The organism is Streptomyces sp. Xyl84 (assembly GCF_059731885.1).
In genome coordinates, this window is sequence record NZ_AP029183.1 from 1,003,683 (window position 1) to 1,023,303 (window position 19,621).

Sequence of the window (19,621 nt, forward strand, 5' to 3'; positions counted from 1 at the left end):
ACTAGCTGGAAAGTTCGCCCACGGAGAGGAAAATTTCGTGTTGTTATCGCGCAGACTTATTAGTTTCATCGATCGCACGCGAGCAACCGCTTGACGCACCTGGTCCGTCAAATGAACTGCCAACGAAGGTGGCCGGATCACTGACCAAAGGGTGAGACTCGGCAGTCGTAGGTGATGCCGGGGGGGGCCAGCCGACCGGTATCCCAGCGCGCTTGGCCCGTGCCGATGGGGTCAAGTGGCCTGATCGGCATGTTAGCCGCGCTTCAGAGAAGCCTACTCGTTCGTGATGCGGGCAGTGGAGCATCGCAGTCTGCGCAGGAGCCGCCAGGACTTGAGGGTGGCGACGGCCTGCTCGACCAAGGCTCGGATCTTCGCGTGAGACCGGTTGACGGCCTTCTGCCCTTTGGAAAACGTCTCCCAGCGTCCCCAGCACGGGATGCGGACCGTGCCCCCGGCGCCTCGGTATCCCTTGTCGGCCCAGCACTTGATGTCGGCGTCCGTGAGAGTGCGGATGATGCCGTGTTCTCGGGCGGCCCGTACATCGTGGACGGCACCGGGCAGAGCTGGCGAGACAAACCGCAGCCGGCCGGACGGATCGGCCAGGATCTGCACGTTCATCCCATGCTTATTGTGCTTTCCGGAATAGAAGGACAGGTCCGCGGCGATGCGGTCGATCGGTAGCAGCGTCCCGTCCAGCAGTACGAACGCCTTGGTCGATGCCGTCCGGGCCGCATCGGCAAGGCTCGGGGCGAGGGAGGCCAGGAGCTCGACAGCCTCGGTGATGTACCGGTAGGCGGTTGTGGTTCCGGCGCCGAACCCGGCTGCGAGCCGGGCATAGGAGTGGCCGTCACGCATATGGGCGAGAGTGAGCTGGGCCTGTCGGCCGGAGCTCAGGCGTCGCCATCGAGTGCCGAGCTCCTGGCGGCGTCGGCGGAGCTTGGCGGACAGGAAGCGCAGGGCAGTGCTGGACACGTCGACGCCGGACGGGTAGACAAGCACACGAAGCCTCTGGTGGAGACGGATTTCTTGGTCGAAAACCCATCTCCCAGGGCCTTCACCTGTCTGTCAGCCCAACTGCCCAGCCGGGCCGTCAGGTTGGAAAGCGCTCACTCTAAGGGCTCGCAGAGAATTAACATGTTGCTTCCCGCGATGCGGCTCGTTGTTGTGGTACGAGCGTCTCTGACGAGGTTCGCAATCAACTTGCTGTGAGGTGTGAGGTGTTGTTCCCACACCTCGACGAACGGTAGCGGGCTGATGGAGGCCGAAGCCCGGATCCCGGGTCACGGCGGTATCCGGGCGGGCGCGCGGGCGGCCCAGTCAGCGAGACGACGGTCCGCAAGGGCGTGGGCGAGCTGGAGACCGGCAAGGAACCCCTGGGCCGGGTACGCAGGCCCGGTGGTGGCCGGAAGAGGTCCGCGGATCTTGATCCAGGGCTGTAGCCCGCGCTGCTGGCCCTGGTGGAACCTGACGAACGGGGTGATCCGATGTCGCCGCTGCGCTGGACGGTGAAGTCGACCAAAAGCCTGGCGACCGAGCTCATCCGTCAGGGGCACCGAGTAAGCGCGGACACGGTCGGTGACCTGCTGCGTGAGGAGGGCTTCAGCCTGCAGGCCGGCGCCAAGACCCTCAAGGGCAGGCAGCACCCGGACCGCGACGCCCAGTTCCGCTACATCAACGAGCAGGCCAGAGGACACATGAGCGTCGGCCAGCCGGTGATCTGCGTGGAAACGAGGAAGAAGGAACTCATCGGCGACTACAAGAACGCGGGCCGCCAGTGGCGGCCGACCGGTGTGCCGGCCCTGGTCAAGGCACACGACTTTCCGGGCCGGCAGGGACCGGGCAAGGCGATCCCCTACGGGATCTGTGACATCGCCGCGAACACCGGCTGGGTCACCGTGGGCACTGATCGCGACACCGCCGCGTTCGCCGTCGCCTCCATCCGCCGCTGGTGGCAGGCCCAGGGCCGGCACGACTACCCGACCGCCACCCGTCTGCTGATCACCGCGGACGCGGGTGGGTCCAACGGCTACCGCACCCGCGCCTGGAAGACCGAACTCGCCGCCCTGGCCGCCGAGACGAGTTTGGACATCACGGTCTGCCACATGCCGCAGGCACCTCGAGGTGGAACAAGATCGAGCACCGGCTACTCTCCCACATCTGCATGAACTGGCGCGGCCGCCCGCTGACCAGCCACGACGTCATCGTGAACAGCCTCGTGGCGACCACCACCCGCACCGGGCTGACCGTCCACGCCGAACTCGACCCGGGCACCTGCAACACCGGCATCAAGGTGACCGCCAGCGATATCGACACTCTGCCCATGCACCGGCACCGTTTCCACGGCGACTGGAACCACACCCTCCACCCCCGCCCTCGCGACACCACCAGTGCAGACACGACCCCACGGCTGGTCGGCGGCCCGTCCCCACAACCCTGCACCGGGTGTCTGCGCAACCCGGAGCTGACCGGCGTGCCCGAACCGGCGCTGGATGAACTCATCGGCCAACTGGCCCAGAAATTCGATGGGTTATGTGAGCAAGGACGTCTCCGGCAGCGAGGAGGCCAGCGCATCCGTGCCCGGGGCGCTGGGGCCAAGGACAAGCTGACCACCGCCGACAGAGTCTTGGCCACCGTGCTCTACCTGCGCAAACTCGGCACCCTCGATCTGCTCGCCCAGTGTCGCCGCGTATCTCCCAGCGGCTCCGCAGGCAGCGGAACCAGTGATGCGCGTGAGCTTGCCGGTGGTAGCGAGGCGAGCGAGCGCCTTCCCCCCAGCCAGCGGCTGGCAGGCTGAACCGGGCCGTGGCCGACGCGCCACGCCGACGGCACGGACCCGCGCCTGACCGGGTGGGGACGACTGCCCGCCACGGAGGACGTACGTGGCGGGCAGCGGTCGTGCGCGGAGAGCGGGTGCTTACGAGGCGGAGAGGGTGGTGCGGGTGCCCCGGCGCCACACGTCACGCAGGTTGAGGGTGTCGCTGATCGTGGTGGTGGGGTCGCCGTCCACCAGCAGCAGGTCGGCCCGCAGTCCCTCGGCGATGCGGCCACGGTCCTCCAGACCGAAGCGGCGTGCCGGGGTGAGGGTCGCCGCACGCAGGGCCTGGACCGGGCTGAGGCCGGCCTGGACGAGGTACTGGAGTTCCTGGTGGACGCTGGCGCCGTGGACCACACCGCCCAGGAACGGCAGGGGCAGCGGGGCCGAGTCGGTGCCCACCATCAGGTCGACGCCGGCGTCGTGCAGGGCCTTGACCGAGGCCAGGACGTCCGCCACCTTGCCCTGCGGGTAGCGGTTGTAACTGCTGTTCAGGGTGTTGGTCCACGCCTCGTTCAGGCGTGGGCCGACGCGCGGGTCCGCGGTGAGGGACGAGCCGGTGATGCCCGTCATGGAAGCGTTCAGGACGACGCAGGGAACGACGAACGCGCCGGAGGCGGCGACCAGGTCGATGATCTCGTCGGTGTGCGGCTGGTCCATGAACAGGTGGGCCAAGCCGTCGATGCCGGCCTCGATCGCCATCCGCGTCGCGTCGACGGTCAGCGTGTGGGCGATGGCGAGCATCCCGTGCCGGTGGGCCTCGGCGACACCGGCGCTCAGGGTCGCCTGGTCGAGCATGGGCAGACCGGGGTGGCCCTCGACCGTACCGTCGTCGACCATGAACTTGATGTAGTCCGACCCGGCCGCGACGAGCCGGGGGATGAAGGCGACCGCTTCTTCCGGCGTGGTGGAGAACGGCATCAGGGGCATCTCACGCGGGCCGGGGCGAGCGCCCCGGTCGTCCGGTCCGTCGTGCCCTTGCGGCTTGAAACCCTTGGGCATGAGTTCGCTCGGGTGACCCCCGGGAGGAGTGATGCCGAACCCCGCGGAGCGGACGTCGGCGAGGGCGTCGTTCTCCGTGATGTGCGCGCGGGCGGCCTTGGTGTTCATGCCCTGCATCTCCAGTTCGGTGGTGATCCCGAACCGCAGCGCCAGCGCGAGTGCCTCTTCGGAGGTATGGACATGGGCGTCGAACAGCCCGGGCAGCAGCGTTGCGCCCCTGGCGTCGACGACGTCCGCCCCGGCGGGCGCTGCACCTCCGACCGCGGCGATCCGCGTGCCGTCCAGCACGACGGTGGTGTCCTCCAGCACGTGCTCACCGTCGAACACCCGGCCGTTGATGATGGCTGTGGTCATGGCTCTCTCTTTCTCCGGGCAGGCGCGTCGCTCCGCTGGTGCCGAGTTCTCCCCACCGCGACGACCACGTTAATGCAACTCACAACTCCATGCACACTTGCATACATCTGCAAGCTGCAGACGCATGCGATAAACTGCGGGAGTGAGCAACACGGACGCCTCGATGCCGCAAGGACAAGCCCTCCTGGACGCCGTCGGCACGGCCTTCGCCCGGCTGAGGCGGCGCACCATGCAGGCCCCCGTCGACCCCCCGGCGGGACCCAAGGACCTCAAGCGCAACCTGGTCCTCAACATCGTCGACGAGGCGGCCGAGGCGGCCACGGAGATGACGGTCGGCGGGATCGCCGAACACCTCCTGGTGGACCCGTCGGTGGCCAGCCGGATGGTGAGCGACTGCATCTCCCACGGCTACCTGGTCCGCGCGGCCTCGCAGCAGGACGGCCGCCGCACCGTGCTCCACCTCACCGAAGAGGGCACCGCCCTCCTGCACCACTTCCGCCGCCAGCAGCGGCAGGCCTTCGAATACATCACCCGTGACTGGCCCGAGTCCGAACGGCTCGAATTCGCCCGCCTGCTGCTGAAGTACGCGGACTCCACCGCCCGGCTCCCCGCACCGGGCACCGCCGGCACAACGTCGTGACGGCCGTCGGCACAGCCCGGTGAGGGCCGTCGGCACAGCCCTTCGGCGGCCGGTCGCGCGGGACCGCCGTGCGAAGGCGCGGCAAGGCGATGACGGCGGACCGCGTCCGGAGCGCGGCGGGTGCCGGTGCCAGTGCCGGCGGGCAGGCCGGTGCCGGCGGGCAGGCTGATCTTCTGGAAGGGCCGGCCCATAAGCTGGGCCCGTGAGAGCCGACGCAGCACGCAACCTGGAAGCCGTCCTGACCACTGGGGCGCGGATGCTCGCCGCCGACCCCGCCGCGAGCATCGCGAGCATCGCCGCCGAGGCCGGGGTCGACCGGCGCACCGTCTACCGGCGCTTCGCCTCACGCGAAGAACTCCTCGCAGCCATCCACCTGTCCCGCCTGGAAGCCATCGAGAACGCCATCGAGGACGCCCGGCTGCGCGAGGCCCCCGTCGCCGTCGCCCTGCACCGCTACGTCGAGAACATCATCACCGTCAACCGCACCTGGCCCGTCGACCTCACCCGCATGCTCGCCGACGACGACATACGCGAACGCCGCGACCGCTCGGTCCAGGAGGTCGACGCCTTCCTGCACCGCGCCACCGACGAAGGCCTCCTCCGCCCCGACCAGCCCGACGGATGGGCCGGCGCCCTCCTCCCGCAGCTGATGCATCTCGTGGCCCGGCAGATGCCGCAGCTCAGCGCGGCCCGGGCCGCCGACATCGTCGTCGACACGTTCCTCCACGGGATGGGAGCCGGCCGGCCCGGGCAGACGGCTCCGTGACCACACCGGCCCCGGAACGCGCGGGACGGATCTCGGCCGCTCGGGCCGGATCCTGACCGCATGAGGGGGCCGGGCCCGAGCTGGCAGGGCCGGACAGAGCTTGCGGGCCTGAGCGAGCTGCGGGGCCGCAGAGAGCTTGAGGGGCCGGACCCGTGGGCCAGAAACCGGACCGGGCCGGGCCGGGAACCCACCCTGGCCGGCTCCCGCGCCCGCCCGCGGCACCGCCGGTCAGTCGTGGGCGACCACCGGGTAGCGCGGCTCGCCCTCGGCCATCTGCCGCAGCGCGTCCTTGCGGTCCCGCGTGGAGAGCCGGTCGATGTAGAGACGGCCGTGGAGATGGTCGGTCTCGTGCTGGAGGCAGCGGGCGAAGAAGTCCCTGCCGCGCACCCGGATCGGGTTGCCGTGCACGTCCTGTCCGGTGACCTCCGCGTAGTCGGGGCGGGCGAGCTGCGCGAAGGCCGTCGGCACGGAAAGGCAGCCCTCCTTCCCCTCGGCCAGCCGGCGTTCGGCGGCGGGCTGCTCGACCAGCCGGGGATTGCAGACCACCCCCACGTGCCGGGGGCCGTCCTTCGCCTCCGGGCAGTCGTAGACGAAGACCTTCAGGCCGACGCCGATCTGGTTGGCGGCCAGACCCACACCCGCCGCGGTGCGCTGGCTGGCGAACATGTCCGCCACCAACTGCTCCAGCTCCTCACCGAACTCGGTGACGTCCTCGCACTCCTTGTGCAGCACCGGGTTGCCGACGACCGTGATCGGCCGCGAGGTACCCCGCGCACGCCACGCCGCCTCCCGGGCCTCGCAGTCCTCCGTGTCGACGACGTACCCCTCGTCGTCGACCGGGAGCACGCCCGCCTGCTGCCGAACGGTGTCCTGCTGCGCCATGACCGACCTACGCCTCCTGCACACATGGGGGGGATTCCTGGGCACACACTAGCCTGCCCTCGAAACATGTGCCTCGGGTCCATGGACGGTGTGACTGGGGCTCCGCCCGGATCTCTCCGGCATCGGGCGGGCGTGAAGCCGCGGCGGCTGTCTGGCGGCCCATCGGCAGAATCACCGCACGCCTCCGGGCCCTGCCCCGCCTTTCCCGGGTGTCTTCGGGAAACATCTCACTTCCCGAGTTGCTGCCACCACCAGGCAATGGTCGGGACAGGGACGGGCGCGTCGCTGAGCGGAGCCGGCGTCTCGGTCCACTGATGTCCCAGGGAGGGCGATTCGCCCGGTTCCCGGTATCGTTCGCAGGTCATTCCCCACTCGAGGTTGGCCCGGATCCAGTGTCCGAGGGAAGCCACGTAGCGACGCAGACCGGTCGAGGCATCGGCGGCCACCTGCCGGCTGAGGCGCTCGAAGAGGACCATGACCTGGTCACGGAGGAGCATGGCCTCGCCGAGGACCACCGTCACGTCCTCGCCGCGGGCGTTCGCCAGCACGTCAAGGAGCCCCACCGCGTCTCCCGTGCGGGTGTGCTCCTTACGGAAGGAGAGGATGTCGTTGTCCCAGCCCACGAGCAGGCACGTGGCTTCGGTGAGCGCGCGTACGTCGGCACGGTCCATGTCCGCCGCGGGCAGCTCGTAGCCGTCGGCGATGTCGAGGAGCATGACGCTCACCCGCATCGCTCCGTTGTGGATACGCAGGAGCGTGTAGTCGGCGAGGTCGGGCACCGACTTCTCCGTCCTGTCGGCCGCTTCCCGCACCTGGCACAGGAAGTACATGCGCATGGCGTCGATCCAGCGGCCGAGCTGCACGGGCGTGGCGCATGACGCCAGCCGCCGGTGCAGGTCGCGCAGCGCCAGTTCGAAGTTCCGATAGGGGCTGCTCGGTGGCAGCGGGGCTTCGGGAGCCTCCAGGATGCGGAGCAGCCGGATGAGGACACGGCTCAGTTCCAGCGGGTCGCGCCCGAGCGAGCCCTCGTCGCAGTGCGCGTCGTCGAAGGCGAAGAGCCACATGAGCGAGTCCGCCGAGATCTGAGTCCGGTCCAGGATGCCGTCGGGCGACGTCAAGGCGGCCAGGAGGCCCGCCTCGACATGCTCCAGCCGTCGCCTTTGGGTGTCGTCGACGTAGAGACCGTGGTCACGGACCCACTGGATGGTCCGGCGGTTCAGCAGGTCGGCCTCCGGATGCTTCGCCGGGGCGACCGGGCAGTAGAAGGGACGCAGCCGGACGGCGGGCGCGGTCAGGGTCATGGGGACCTCGGATTCTCAACTGGTCGGACGCGTCGCGCGTGGGGGGGTGAGGTGCGAAGCCGGACAGTGGGGTGCCGATGGGGCATGACCCCGGTCAACAGCCGTCAGACTCATACGTGTTCATCAGCCGACGGCGAGAAACATAGCTTTCTGTGTCCGACTTTTCTACCGTCCGTCAGTGAAAGGGCCGACGGTGACCGCCACAAGCCGTTGTCCGGCCCCCTCCCGGGGGTGCTTCCGGGCCCGGTCGCGGCCACGGACTGAAGTAGCCACATCAAGCGTCCTTTAAACACATATCCAGGCGAACATTCGCCGCAGGTCCTTCGACACATGGGTTTCGAATCGTCTCGTTCCGGGTGTCGCCGCGTCACCTGTCGCTCACCCGGCCCCCGCAAACTCGCCCGTGGGACGGAAGAGGAAGGCATCTGCCGGGACGGGGGACGTGTGGTGCGGGTGGCACGATCGGTGAGGCCGGGCCCGGGCGGCACGGCCCGGTGCTCCGCGGCGGGGACCCCCCGTGGCTGAGGAGCCCTGGTACAACCCGGTCGTGATCGCCCTGACGGGCATGTCCGTGCCGCTGGGTTCGTCGGAGCGCATGTACCGGGAGGTGGAACTCCCGCACCGGGAGCTGGTGCGGTTCCTGGACGGTCTCCAGCAGGCCGTCGCCGAGGTGACGGCCGGGACCGCCGCCGGCGCGAGCGGAGACCTGCCCGAGGAGTACGTCCGGGCGATGTCGACGTTCGCCTCGGGTGACGGCGCGGACCACGTGCGGGCCCTGAAGGAGACCGCCGCGCAACTCGCGGACGCGGCGCACGAGTTCGGCTACCAGCTGGACTACACCCTCATCACCATCGCCGGGCAGGTGGTCCTCTTCCTGCTGGAGTGGGCGTTCACCCTGCTGCTGATGCTGTTCGACCCGGTCGAGGCGGTGGCGGAACAGGCGGCCCTGCGGGCGGCCTTCCGGGTGCTGCTGCTCAAGGAGCTGCGGCGGCTGGCCCTGGAGGCCGCGGTCATGGTGGGCGTCAACGTCGGTCTGTCCACCGCGCTGGACGGGCTGGCCCGGTGGATCCTCGCCGCGCAGGGCAAGCACACCTCGCAGGGCGCGGCCTACCACCGGCAGTCGGTGGTGTTCGGGGCGATCCAGGGTGCGATCGGCACCGCCCTGCCGTTCGCGACGGCGGGTATGATCAAGGTGCTGGCGAAGGTCTCCCTCCCCGGCCTCGTGAAGGACCTGGAGAAGACGCTGCTGGCCGGCCTGCAACGCCCCGCGTCCTCGGCCCCGGTCCGTACGGCGGGCGAGGACGCCGCACACGCGGCCGGTGCGGCTCCGCTGAACGCCGTACGGGGAGCGCGCCCCGTGGCCCCGGGCTCCTCCGCGGCCGGCACCGTGCTCGCTCCCCCTCTCGCCCCGCTCGACGGCTGGTTCGCCGGGAAGCTGGCCGCCGTGGTGGCACCGGTGGCCGTCTCCCTCCGGTCCGGCGTGGTCGACAGCACCGCCCGCGGCCTCTTCCGGCTCCGGGTGGAGACGCTCTTCGGGAAGGCCTTCGCCGAGCACATCGGCCCGGCGGCGGCCCGGGGCGCGGGGCGTGACTGGGCGGACGCGTTCCTCGCCCGCGCCGGGTCGTCCTCCCGCAGCGGTCGCTCCGCCCTGGCCGCGGCGCTGGGCGAGGCGGTGCGTCCGCTGCCCGAACGGTTCGCCGCGCTGCGGACGCAGCTGTCGGAGGGCGTGGCGCGGGCGCTGCCCGGCGGTGCGGCGATGAAGGGGCTGATGCTGCTGTTCGAGACGCCGCTCAACGCGGCGCACCAGAACCTCTCCGAGGGCGTGTTCAACGTCTGGCTGACCGGGACGTTCAGCACTTCCGGGCTGACCACCGGCGCGGGCGCGGCCGGTTCCCTCGTCAGCGCCGCGGGGCGCCACGTCGCCGCTCCGGTCGCCCACTGGATGAAGAGCGGGGCGCACGCCCTGGGAAAGCTGACCTCGCCCGCCCGGCTCCCGCTCGCACCGGACCAGGTCAACGGGCCGGACCCGGCCACGAGCGGTGCCGCGTCCGCGGCGGCCGGTGGCGGGGGGACCGGCCCGGCCGCGCCCACGCCGGAGCCCGGCCGCCTGCCCCCGGGACGGCTGCCCACCGTGTCCGGACCCCTTTCCGGAACCGGATCCGCGACCGGTACCGCAACCGAAGCCGCGACCACCACGACACCCACAACCGAAGCCGCAGCCGGTACCGGAGCCAGAACCGGGTCCTCGTCCGTGGCCGGACCGTCCCGCCCGGGGCCCTCCTCACCTCCGTTCACGGGCAGGGGCACCGGTACGGACACGGGCAGCGGCACCGGTACGGACACGGGCAGAGGTACGGGCACGACCACGACCGTCCGGGCGCCGTCGTCGGAAGAGGCCCCCACGCGGCTGCGCGCGCAGGTCGAGGCCGCCCTGCGCGGCACGGAGCCGGCCGGAGCGACCGCCCGGACCACCACCGTCCCCCGCCTGCCCACCATCCACGAGACGGCCGAGACCGATTCCCCCACCCCCGCCGCCGAACCGGGCACCCTGACGAACCCGCACCCGCACCCGCCCATGGGCTCACACACGGGCCCACACACCAGCACCCACGCGAACCCGAGGGAGACGGCCGCGGACACGGCCGCGGACACGCTCAGGCTCACGGACACGGACTCCAGGCCGAGCCCGGAGACGCACACCGCCCCCGGCACACCCCCCAGGCCCGCGCGCCCCGCAGAGCACGCCGAACCCGGGCCGCACTTCCGGCCCCCGCTTCCCGGGCAGCCTGAGCGGCACCCGGCGGCGGCCGGTGCCCGGCACACCCCGCTCGGACTGCCCCCCTACCTGCGGGAGTTGCGCGCGCCCGGACTCTCCACGGCGTACGGTCTGACCGGGCACGAGTTCGTGGCCGCCGCCCTGAGCGAGACGATCGGCCGCTCGGACGGCGCGGTCGCCGAGATCGTCGCCGATCTGGCGGGACGCCCGGAGACCTTCTACGGCGAAGGGCGTTCCTTCAGCGTAGAAGGGTCGAAGGACGGTGGCTGGTACCAGGTCACCGTGTCGATCTCGCGGGGCCGCGGCGACCTGCCCGAGTCCTTCGTCTCCCCGGAGGAGGCGAAGGCACAGGCCGCGGCGGCGCGGCAGGACCAGGAGATCGCGGCCTTCCTGGCCCGGCGGGAGGCGGCGACGACGGGCAAGGGAAAGGGACGGGAGCTGCCGGACGAGCCGGGCGGCGCCCCGGCCCCGGCGCCCGGTGACGCCCGTCAGAAGGACCGGACGGCGCGCTGGGACGAGGGCGCGAACACGAAGATCGACGTCCAGCACAACACCTCCGCGGCGGTGAGCCACGGCGCGGGCGAAGCGTCCGGTGTGGGCGCCGGTCTGACGGCGTTCGGGCTGGCGCCGGTGGTGCCCGGCGTCTGGCTCGGTGCGGCCATGACGGCGAACGTGCAGCCGTTCCAGACCACGACGGGCACCCGGACTCAGCGGACGGTCTCCGAACCGCGCGTGCTGCGCAGTGACAAGGGCTCGGTCGAAGTGACCCGGCAGGTGCGGTACACCGTCCGGATCGAGCGCCGGAACGGGCTGACCGGAGACGGCGGGCAGAACGAAACCGGCGGGCCGGACAGGAAGAACGGCCACCCCGGGACGGCCGGACCGGACGGGCGTGGCGGACCGGACAAGCAGAACGGACACGGCGGACCGGACGCACTGGACGGGAGTGCCGGCCCGGACGGGCTGGACGGACACGGCGGGCCGGACGGGCAGGTCAGGACGTTCGACGGTGACGGCACCCTCGTGATGCGGGTGCCGACCGAGCACCTCGTACCCGTCACCCACGAGGCACCGGCCCGGCTGCGTCCGCTCACCGGGCGGGCGGCGAACCTGCTGCGGCTCGCCGACTCCCTCGCACCGTTCGCGCTCGACGACCCGGCCGCCTCCCGCCCCGGCGGCCGGGAACTGTTCGACACCGTACGGTCCGTGCTCCATCCCGCCCTGACCTCGCCCGGCGCACCGGGACGGGCCCGGCTGCACGAGGCCACGTCGGCGGCCTCGCTCCTGGAGGACCTGCCCCGGCTGCTGAACGGCTGGGTGGTGGGCGAGTGCCTGGTCGCCAAGGACGGGAGCGTCACGGGCACCTACCGGATGCGCGCCGAAGTGACCGGCCTGGCGCCCGCCTGGGCGGTCGGCAAGACCCAGCTGCGCACGCACCAGCAGTCCCAGTACGCCCTCACCGGGACGGCGGGCAAGGGCTGGTCGGCGACGCTCGGGGCGGGCCCGGCGGCGGGTTTCGGCGTGCTCGGCGGCACGGCGGCCGTCCGGGCCACGGTGATGCCGACCGTCGGGGCGCGGACCTCCCGCTACACGGTGACCGAGCGGACGGTGACGGGCCGTACGGGTGCCGAGGTGCGCGGCGACAAGGCGCTGTACCTGGCCAAGGTGCGGTTCCGCGTCGAGGGGACCGGCCCGCCGTCTCCCGCGGCGAAGGCCCGTGAGGGTGTCCGGGAAGCGGAGCACACCATGGATCTGTGGCTCGGGCTGCGGGCCGACGAGGCGCGCTCGCTCGGCCTTGACCTGCCTGCCGGCATGGAGCCGGGCCCCGTGGTCACCCCGCCCGGCCTCGAGGACGTCCGGCGTCATCTGCCGTTCGGACCGACGGGTGCGAACGTGACGCTGAGCGGGCTGGACACCCGGCACCTGGTGTCCGGCATCGAGCGGCTGTTCGCGGACGATCCGCGACTGGCGGGCTGGCTCCCGGAGTTCGGCGCGGCCGGTGCGCGGGCCGCCGCGCGGGGCAGGCCGGTGAGCGCCGAGGAGGCGGAGGCTCAGCGGCGCAACTACCGGGAACTGGTCACCCTGCTCTCACCGGCCCATCTGCGGTCCCACAAGGACCAGTTGCTGTCCTCGGGGATCAACGTCCGGCTGCGTCAGAAGAGTCGCTGGCACAAGCACGACGTGCAGATCCGGGTGACGGGCACCCTCCGGGAGACCGGATACCTGGGCGACACCAAGGACTGGCTGGTGCGCAGTCACGCGGGGGTCGCCGGTTCGGCGCAGAGCGGGCGCTTCGGAGCGCGTGCGCTCGGCGCCCTGGCGCTCGGCCAGTTCCGGGCGCTGCCCGGCACGTTGTCGGCGACCCTGCGCGGCGAGCGCGTCCGGCACAGCGTCCGGCGCAGCCAGGGCGGCCCCGTCACCCGGTCCGACGTGCTCACCAACGGCGACGAGAGGACCGCCGTCTTCGGCGGGGCGCTGCGCCTCCATGTGGAGGTCACCATGACCACGCGGGAGCGGACCGCCGCGCGTGCCCTCACCTTCGGCTCTCCCGGGCGGGACACACCGGTCGCCGAGCACATCGCGTCCTCCGCGCACACCCCGCACCTGTTCCTGGCCGAGCAGCGGGTACGGCTGCTGACACCGCGCGCGCTGACCGTGGACCGGGCCGCGATGGACCGACTCGCCGCCCGGCCCCTGGCTCCCGCCGGCGAGGCGGGAACCGGCGGGCGGGAGTTCACCGCTCGGGGCATCGGGGACCTGTCCGCCCTCGCACCGGAACCGGGCGGGGACGGCCGGACCGTGCGTGACTGGACCCTGGTGGAGACCGTCGGCGACGGACGGCAGATCAGGGAACTCGCCTTCGACCTGCTGGCCCGGGCGGCCGGGGAGGACCGGCCGGGACGTGAGGACCGTGCGCTGGAGGCCGAGGGCCTGGGGCCGCGGCTGGCGGTCGAGGAGAGTCTGAGCGCCCGCGCCCTCACGGCGGGGCTGCGCCAGGCGGTCTCCTCGGGCTGGGTGGTACGCGATCTGCACCACCCGCGCCGGCTCGCGGAGCTGCGCGGCGCCCTCGGCACACGGATGACCCTCGGCAACCCGGAAGTCGTCGCGGAGGGCACGGGAGCGGGGACCGAGACACTGCTCCTGGGCGGCCACCAGGCCGCCGGGCAGCAGGGGCACGGCGTGGGGACGTCCGTGCAGGGCGGTGTGTCGGTCTCGTACAACCCGGCCGGGTGGCGGCTGGGTACGGGCCTGTCGGTGGCGCGCGGGCACAGCCGGAGCACCGCGACCGCCACCACACTCGGCGGCACCGTGGAACGCAACGCCCACACCCCGCGCAGCCGCCCGCTGTACCTCGTCCGGTGCGACCTGACGGTCCGGATGGTGGCCGAGGTGCGGACGGGGGGCGACCGGACGCGCTTCGCCACCGGCGGGGGAACGCACGTCGCCACGGGAGAACGCACCCTGCCCAGCGCCGCCGCCGTGTGGCTGACCGCCGAGCAACTGAGCGCGGCGGGCCTGCGTCCGCCCGGGACGCGGCCCGAGTCCCCCGGCCCCCTCGCCGCCGGACCGTCCACCCCGCGCGGGACGGACCCGGCACCGGACCCCTCCGCCCCGCGGGCCGGCACGGCAGGCGAGGCGCCCCCGGCGCACGCTCCCGTCCCCGAGCTGGCGACCGGTCTGCCGCTCGGCTTCGGGATGGTCGAGGACCTGCCCGACTTCGTGCCCCTGCTCGACCGGCTGCGCGCGGACCTCGGACGCCGGGACCAGGACCTGGCCGACACCCTGCTGCCCCGGCGGCAGTTGGCGGACCCGCACGACAACGTCCAGCGGCTGCTGCGCGTCCTGGACCGGGACGGAGCCGCGGGGCTGCTCTCCTCCGCGATGGACGGGGGGACGGCCGTCGAACTGTTCCGGGGCCGGGGCACCCCGTACTGGGCGGTGTTCCGGGTCCGGCGGACCGGGCCGGGCGTCTACGAGGCGGACGCGGCCGACGGACGCGACATGGAGTACATCACCTCGGCCACCGCGCAGCGGACGGACACCCGCGACACGGTCGACGCCACCACCATCGAGGCGGTGCTCGCGGGGGCGGGCAAGCCGGACGGCGCGGAACCGATGCGCAGCACCGCCGCGGCGGCGGGCTTCGGCGTCGGATCGGCGGACACGGTACGGTCCGCGACCGTCACCCGGGGACAGCTCGGCGTGAAGACGGTGGCCGAGGCGTCGGGCCGTTCGGTCAGGATGCGGGTGCCCGTCGAGGCGACCCTGGAGGTGCGCGGACCCGACGGGCCGGTCGGCTCCGTCACCCTCGGCCCGCAGTCCCTGGTGCACCGGATCCCGGCGAAGGACCTCCAGGCCCTGGCCCGGCTGCGGGCGGTCGCCCCGGAGGAGACCGGGCAGACTTTCCTGCGGCCGCAGGACGCCGACCCGGCCGCCCTTCAGGCCTGGCACCGCCGGGGCGTGACCCTGCCGATGGAGGCCCAGGTCAACGGTTTCCGCGGCGCGCCGGAGATACGCCAGGTGATCGCGGACACCGCGCGCGCCGCCCACGGCGGCGAGCACTTCGCACGGACGGGCGAGGCCGCCGCGTACGCGCAGCACGAGGCGGTGTCGACGGAATGGCTCACCTCCGTCCTCCCGCTGCTCACCACGGCCGGCGCGGACCTCCCGGTCGCCCCCGCCTTCGACGCGCGCGGACACGATCTGCACACCTCGCTGCACGCCCGGCTGCGGGACGGCCGGGTGCTGGGCACCGGGGAGAAGATGACCTTCGAGACGGTCGCGCAGAGCACGCTCGACGCCCCGCGCCCCACCGGGACGGACGGCCAGCACGGTGCGGAGCACACGAGGACGGCGCGTGCGGCGGGCGGTGCCGGCTTGCTGAACGCCACCGACTTCCGGCTGAACCGCCTGCTGGCCGGCGCCGGGCACTCCGGCGGCGGGGCCGACGCCGCGGCCGGCGGCTCCGGCTCGATGCCGTTGCACAAGCCCAAGGCGGAGTCCGCGCTGGTGCAGTTCACGCTGGACGTGCGTGTGGTGGCCCGGGTGAACGGCGGCGTCCGTCCGGGTCACGGGCCGGTCGCGGTACGGGATTTCACCCTGCCCGTCCCGGTCGTCCTGCGGATACCGGCGCCCGTGGCCCGGGAGATGCTCCGCGATCCGGCCAACCGCAAACGGCTGCGCGACCCGGACGGCCTGCTGTCCTGAGCCACGCACGCCGTCCCGGACCACGCGCACGCCGTCCCGGACCACGCGCACGCCGTCGCGGACCACGCCGTCCGGAACTACGCGCCGTCGTGAGCCATGCCCGCCGTCCTCAGTCGCCGGGCCCCTCGGCGGAGGCGTCCGGCGAGCCCGCGCGCCCCTTTCCGCGGCCGGTCACCCCGCGGCCCCGTTCTGCGACCGTTCAGCCCGCGCGCACCCCCCTTACGCGGCCGGTTCAGCCCGCGCGCACCCCCCTTACGCGGCCGGTTCAGCCCGCGCGCACCCCCCTTACGCGGCCGGTTCAGCCCGCGCGCACGCCTTCGATGAAGCGCCCGGCCAGATCGACGCGCTCGTCGATCGTCGCGGGTGACTGCCCGAAGTCGACGAAGAGTTCGTGCACACCCGCCTCCGCGGCCGCGCGCGCGTAGTCGACGTACTGGCCGAGGGTGCCCGCGCCCGGCATCTGCTCCGCGTCGGTCGTGGTCTCGGTCAGGGTGGGATTGACGCGCAGGGCCATACGGAGCGCCGCGGGGTCGCGGTCCGCGTTCTCGGCCTCCTTCAGGACGGTGGCCCACATGCCCGTGATGTGCGGCAGCGGCAGTGCCACCGGCAGCCAGCCGTCCAGCCGCCGGCCGATCCGGCGCAGTCCCGCCGGAGTGAACGCGGCGAGCAGGACGGGCGGCCCGGGACGCTGGTGCGGCTTGAGCCCGACCACGGTGTCGGGGATCGTGAACAGCGGCCCCCGGTGCGAGAATTCGTCACTGGTCCAGTACCCGTGCAGCACGTCGAGCGTTTCGTCCAGCCGCGCGCCCCTGCCTTCCCAGGGGACGCCGACGCCGGTGTACTCGTCCGGCATCCAGCCGAGGCCGAGGCCGACGTCCAGCCGGCCGCCGCTGACGACGTCGAGGGTCGTCAGCGACCTGGCCAGCAGCAGCGGCGGCAGCCACAGGCCGTTCAGCGTGCTGGTGCCGAGCCGGACCCGGCTGGTGTGAGCGGCGGCGAGCGTCAGGCTGACCAGCGGGTCGAGGTGGTTCTCGTAGACACGGGGCATCACCCCGTCCTTGCTCGGGTACGGCGCCCCGGGCGAGCGGGGGGCGAGCACCCGGTCGCCGGTCCACAGGGAGTCGTACCCCATCTCCTCGGCGGTACGGCTGACCTGGACGATGGCCTCCCCGTGGGCGTCCGGACCGAAGGTGGGGAGAGCGAGACCTAGGCGCATGTGTGCGTTTCCTCCGGAACAGGGTGTGTACGCCGCGACATGTGTGCCGTGCGGACGGCACGGCCCGGTGACGGGCCGCCCCGACACCTCGACTATACGTTTCTCCCATAGGTGCGGGACGCCCCGGCCGTTCGGCCCAGCCTCACCGGCCGGCCCGGACACCGGCGGGTGAGACAGGACGACTGGAAGACGCAGCAGCCGGTGTCCGGATCAGCGGCCGTCCGGCCGGCGGGCGGTGTCGGCCAGTCTCCTGAACTCGTCCCAGCGCACCTTCGGCCGGGACAGCCCACGGCGTTCCAGGTAGCGGTCGGTGGCGCGCTTGGTGCGGCGCAGCAGGCCCAGCGCGTCGCTCGCCCGGCCGGACCCCATCGGCTCCACGACCTTGTCGGGAACCAGCAGCAGTCCGTCGTCCGACTCCTTCAGCTGCCCGCGGACCAGCGCGTTGTGCATGTGGTTCATCAGGTGGTCGTGCCGGTGCACGAGGAGCGAAGCGGGACCGGGGACCGCGGCGCAGTCAGCGGGAACACGCAGGGCGTAGCCCGTGTCCGTCGCCCTGGGCCGGACACGGGCCAGCACGGGCGCGCCGCTGTCGTCGCGGGCGGCCAGGACCGCGCTGGCGTACGCGGCGAGCTGTGCTGCGCCCGTCAGCCGGCTCGAGCCGTCGTGCGCGCGTGTGTCGTGCGACGGCGCGCCGAGCGGGGGCCTGACGATGACCTGCTCGGGTGTCACGGTGATCAGCAGCCGCAGGTAGTACCAGTCCATCGTCCACCGCGCGGGAGCGGAGACGTAGGACCTGCTGTGCGGCTGCCGTTCGAACAGCATGCGCCAGTAGTCCTCGGCTCCTTCGGGCCCGGTCCTGATCTCCTCGGGGCACTCCGCGCGACCGCCGACGAAAATCTGCGGCGGCTCGGTGAGCCCGGTGCCGGTGGGGTCGGAGAAGAGCAGGGCCACCCGTCCGTCCCGGCGTATGTTCAACGCCTTCTGCGCGAAGGCCAGGGATGTGGTCAGCAGAAGCGTCCCGTCCTTCTTCCGCCGGACCGCGGTGGGCCAGGCGGCAGGGGTGCCGTCCCGGCCGAGCGTGGCGAACTCGCAGGTGCGGTAGGCGTCCAGAACGTCAAGGGGGGCTTGGTCGAGGATGGTCACGGCTCTCATTCCTGGCAGGGACACGCCTGGGCGGCGGAGCGACGGCGTCGGTCACACATGTAAGCATGTGACGGCGAGATCCGCCGCAGACGCCCGCACGGTCATGCGCGCCGAACACCTCACGAAGCACCCCCGACCGACCGTGGCACCCCGTTTCCCGAAGTCTCTCTCCTCTGCGCGCGACGTCAGACCGTCCCGCCCAGCGGAACGCCCAGCAGTTCCTCCAGCCGGGCCACCGTCCGGCCTGGCTCGCGCGCGTGGACGGTCGCGAAGCCCAGCTCCGCGGCGGGTGCGAGGTGCTCCTCGGTGTCGTCGACGAACACACACTCCTCGGCGGGCAGTTCCAGCATCTTGAGGACCAGGGCGAAGATCTCCGGTTCCGGCTTGCGCAGGCCGTGCTGCTCGGAGATCACCACGGCGTCGTAGTTCCGGTCCAGGTCGTAGCCCTCGTAGAGGTTCCAGGGGCTCAGGCCGACCGAGTTGGAGAGGATCCCGGCCTTCACGCCCGCCCGGCGCGCGGCCGCCGCCGCGGCGATCACCGAGGTCTCGGGGCGCAGGTCGGCGAAGACCCGGCCCATCAGGTTGTCCCCCGGGATGCCGAGCGCCCGGCCGGCCGCGGCGTTCCACTCGTCCTGGGTGAGCAAGCCGCGCTCCAGTTCCTGTGTGCGCCGCACCGCCCCGGGGTCCAGGTACAGCGCGTTGATCAAAGCCCCCCGGGACAGGCCCTCCCGTTCCTCGAAGGCGAGGACTGCGGGCAGGAGCGGCGTGGTCAGCACGCCGCCGAAGTCGAGGACGAGGCCCTTGCGATGAGTCATGCCGGAACTCTACGAGGTGACGGGACGGAAGGTTTCCCGGACCGGCACACATACACAGTCACGTCACCTGCTTGACGGGTGACACATCCGCCTGCCATGATGACAGTCACCGCCTGAACGGGTGACACAAACGGATCGAGTGTCACCCCGGCAGGGGGAACCGAGACACACACGTACACCCCGCGCACCACTCGCGAACCACGTACAGGGAGAACCGTCATGGCCGTCACCTACACCGCCCGCGTCGACGTCACCGGCGAAGGCCGCAACGGCGGCACCGCCCGCTCCGCCGACGGCCTGCTGGAGCACACGCTGGCCATCCCGAAGGAACTCGGCGGCGCCGGGGACGCCACCAACCCCGAGCAGCTCTTCGCCGCCGGCTGGGCCGCCTGCTTCCTCGGCGCCCTGCGCCGCGCCGCCGCCATGCGCCACGTCAAGCTCACCAGCACCGCCATCACCGCCGAAGTCACCCTCACCCACGGCGACGACGGCGAGTTCACCCTCTCCGCCGTCCTCAGCCCCGTCCTCGGCGGCGTCGACCAGCACACCGCACAGGAACTCGCCGACGCCGCCCACCAGATCTGCCCCTACTCCAAGGCCACCCGCGGCAACATCCCCGTCACCATCACCGCCACCGCCGCCGCCTGACCCACCGCCCGCACCCCCCACAACACCACCCACACACCCACACCTCACCGCACCCATC

The 19,621-nt window shown here is 72.2% G+C and carries 11 protein-coding genes and 1 pseudogene; 5 read left to right on the top strand and 7 right to left on the bottom strand.

Translation table 11 applies throughout. The annotated features are described in order from the left end of the window. Positions 1-273: 273 nt before the first annotated feature. On the bottom strand, positions 274-999 hold the full coding sequence (locus tag AC6I72_RS36025) for a transposase family protein (protein WP_498005820.1): 726 nt from the start codon (positions 997-999) through the stop codon (positions 274-276). A gap of 206 nt (positions 1,000-1,205) precedes the next feature. Between AC6I72_RS36025 and AC6I72_RS36030 the strand changes: the two are divergent. Then, positions 1,206-2,794: pseudogene (locus AC6I72_RS36030) on the top strand (ISAzo13 family transposase). Positions 2,795-2,914: 120 nt separating this feature from the next. Here AC6I72_RS36030 and AC6I72_RS36035 read toward each other — a convergent pair. Beyond that, positions 2,915-4,168, bottom strand: a complete 1,254-nt coding sequence (locus tag AC6I72_RS36035; protein WP_498005821.1) for an amidohydrolase family protein — start codon at positions 4,166-4,168, stop codon at positions 2,915-2,917. Between the two features lie 142 nt (positions 4,169-4,310). Between AC6I72_RS36035 and AC6I72_RS36040 the strand changes: the two genes are divergently transcribed. Then, entirely contained in the window at positions 4,311-4,808 is a 498-nt protein-coding gene (locus AC6I72_RS36040) for a MarR family winged helix-turn-helix transcriptional regulator (RefSeq protein ID WP_498005823.1), read from the top strand. Positions 4,809-5,064: 256 nt separating this feature from the next. Further along, on the top strand, positions 5,065-5,574 hold the full coding sequence (locus AC6I72_RS36045) for a TetR/AcrR family transcriptional regulator (RefSeq protein ID WP_498006455.1): 510 nt from the start codon (positions 5,065-5,067) through the stop codon (positions 5,572-5,574). A 228-nt stretch (positions 5,575-5,802) separates the two neighbouring features. Here the strand turns inward: AC6I72_RS36045 and def are convergent, their stop codons facing one another. After that, a complete protein-coding gene (gene def / locus AC6I72_RS36050) occupies positions 5,803-6,456 on the bottom strand; it encodes a peptide deformylase (protein WP_498005825.1) in 654 nt (217 codons plus the stop codon). A gap of 227 nt (positions 6,457-6,683) precedes the next feature. After that, positions 6,684-7,757, bottom strand: coding sequence for a terpene synthase family protein (locus tag AC6I72_RS36055; RefSeq protein WP_498005827.1), 1,074 nt, complete (start codon positions 7,755-7,757; stop codon positions 6,684-6,686). 517 nt (positions 7,758-8,274) lie between these two features. Between AC6I72_RS36055 and AC6I72_RS36060 the strand changes: the two genes are divergently transcribed. After that, on the top strand, positions 8,275-15,741 hold the full coding sequence (locus AC6I72_RS36060) for a hypothetical protein (RefSeq protein ID WP_498005829.1): 7,467 nt from the start codon (positions 8,275-8,277) through the stop codon (positions 15,739-15,741). A 298-nt stretch (positions 15,742-16,039) separates the two neighbouring features. Here the strand turns inward: AC6I72_RS36060 and AC6I72_RS36065 are convergent, their stop codons facing one another. The 3 genes from AC6I72_RS36065 to AC6I72_RS36075 all read right to left on the bottom strand — a co-directional run bounded on the left by AC6I72_RS36065 (position 16,040) and on the right by AC6I72_RS36075 (position 18,915). Then, positions 16,040-16,957 (bottom strand): TIGR03619 family F420-dependent LLM class oxidoreductase, encoded by a 918-nt coding sequence (locus tag AC6I72_RS36065; RefSeq protein WP_498005830.1) that lies wholly within the window; start codon positions 16,955-16,957, stop codon positions 16,040-16,042. A gap of 210 nt (positions 16,958-17,167) precedes the next feature. Next, entirely contained in the window at positions 17,168-18,100 is a 933-nt protein-coding gene (locus AC6I72_RS36070) for a pyridoxamine 5'-phosphate oxidase family protein (protein ID WP_498005832.1), read from the bottom strand. Positions 18,101-18,285: 185 nt separating this feature from the next. Beyond that, positions 18,286-18,915 carry an HAD-IA family hydrolase gene (locus tag AC6I72_RS36075; RefSeq protein WP_498005834.1) on the bottom strand — a complete coding sequence of 210 codons (630 nt, stop codon included), beginning with the start codon at positions 18,913-18,915 and terminating at the stop codon, positions 18,286-18,288. A gap of 219 nt (positions 18,916-19,134) precedes the next feature. On the opposite strand from AC6I72_RS36075, the gene AC6I72_RS36080 reads away from it, so the two are divergent. Further along, the gene (locus AC6I72_RS36080; RefSeq protein WP_498005836.1) at positions 19,135-19,563 is read left to right on the top strand and encodes an organic hydroperoxide resistance protein; all 429 of its coding nucleotides are present in this window, start codon (positions 19,135-19,137) and stop codon (positions 19,561-19,563) included. Positions 19,564-19,621: the final 58 nt, after the last annotated feature.

Excerpts from the sequence above, each read along its gene's own strand:
- AC6I72_RS36035 (WP_498005821.1), bottom strand. The coding sequence starts at position 4,168 with ATGACCACAGCCATCATCAACGGCCGGGTGTTCGACGGTGAGCACGTG.
- AC6I72_RS36045 (WP_498006455.1), top strand. The coding sequence starts at position 5,065 with ATGCTCGCCGCCGACCCCGCCGCGAGCATCGCGAGCATCGCCGCCGAG.
- def (WP_498005825.1), bottom strand. The coding sequence starts at position 6,456 with ATGGCGCAGCAGGACACCGTTCGGCAGCAGGCGGGCGTGCTCCCGGTC.
- AC6I72_RS36055 (WP_498005827.1), bottom strand. The coding sequence starts at position 7,757 with ATGACCCTGACCGCGCCCGCCGTCCGGCTGCGTCCCTTCTACTGCCCG.
- AC6I72_RS36065 (WP_498005830.1), bottom strand. The coding sequence starts at position 16,957 with ATGCGCCTAGGTCTCGCTCTCCCCACCTTCGGTCCGGACGCCCACGGG.
- AC6I72_RS36075 (WP_498005834.1), bottom strand. The coding sequence starts at position 18,915 with ATGACTCATCGCAAGGGCCTCGTCCTCGACTTCGGCGGCGTGCTGACC.
- AC6I72_RS36080 (WP_498005836.1), top strand. The coding sequence starts at position 19,135 with ATGGCCGTCACCTACACCGCCCGCGTCGACGTCACCGGCGAAGGCCGC.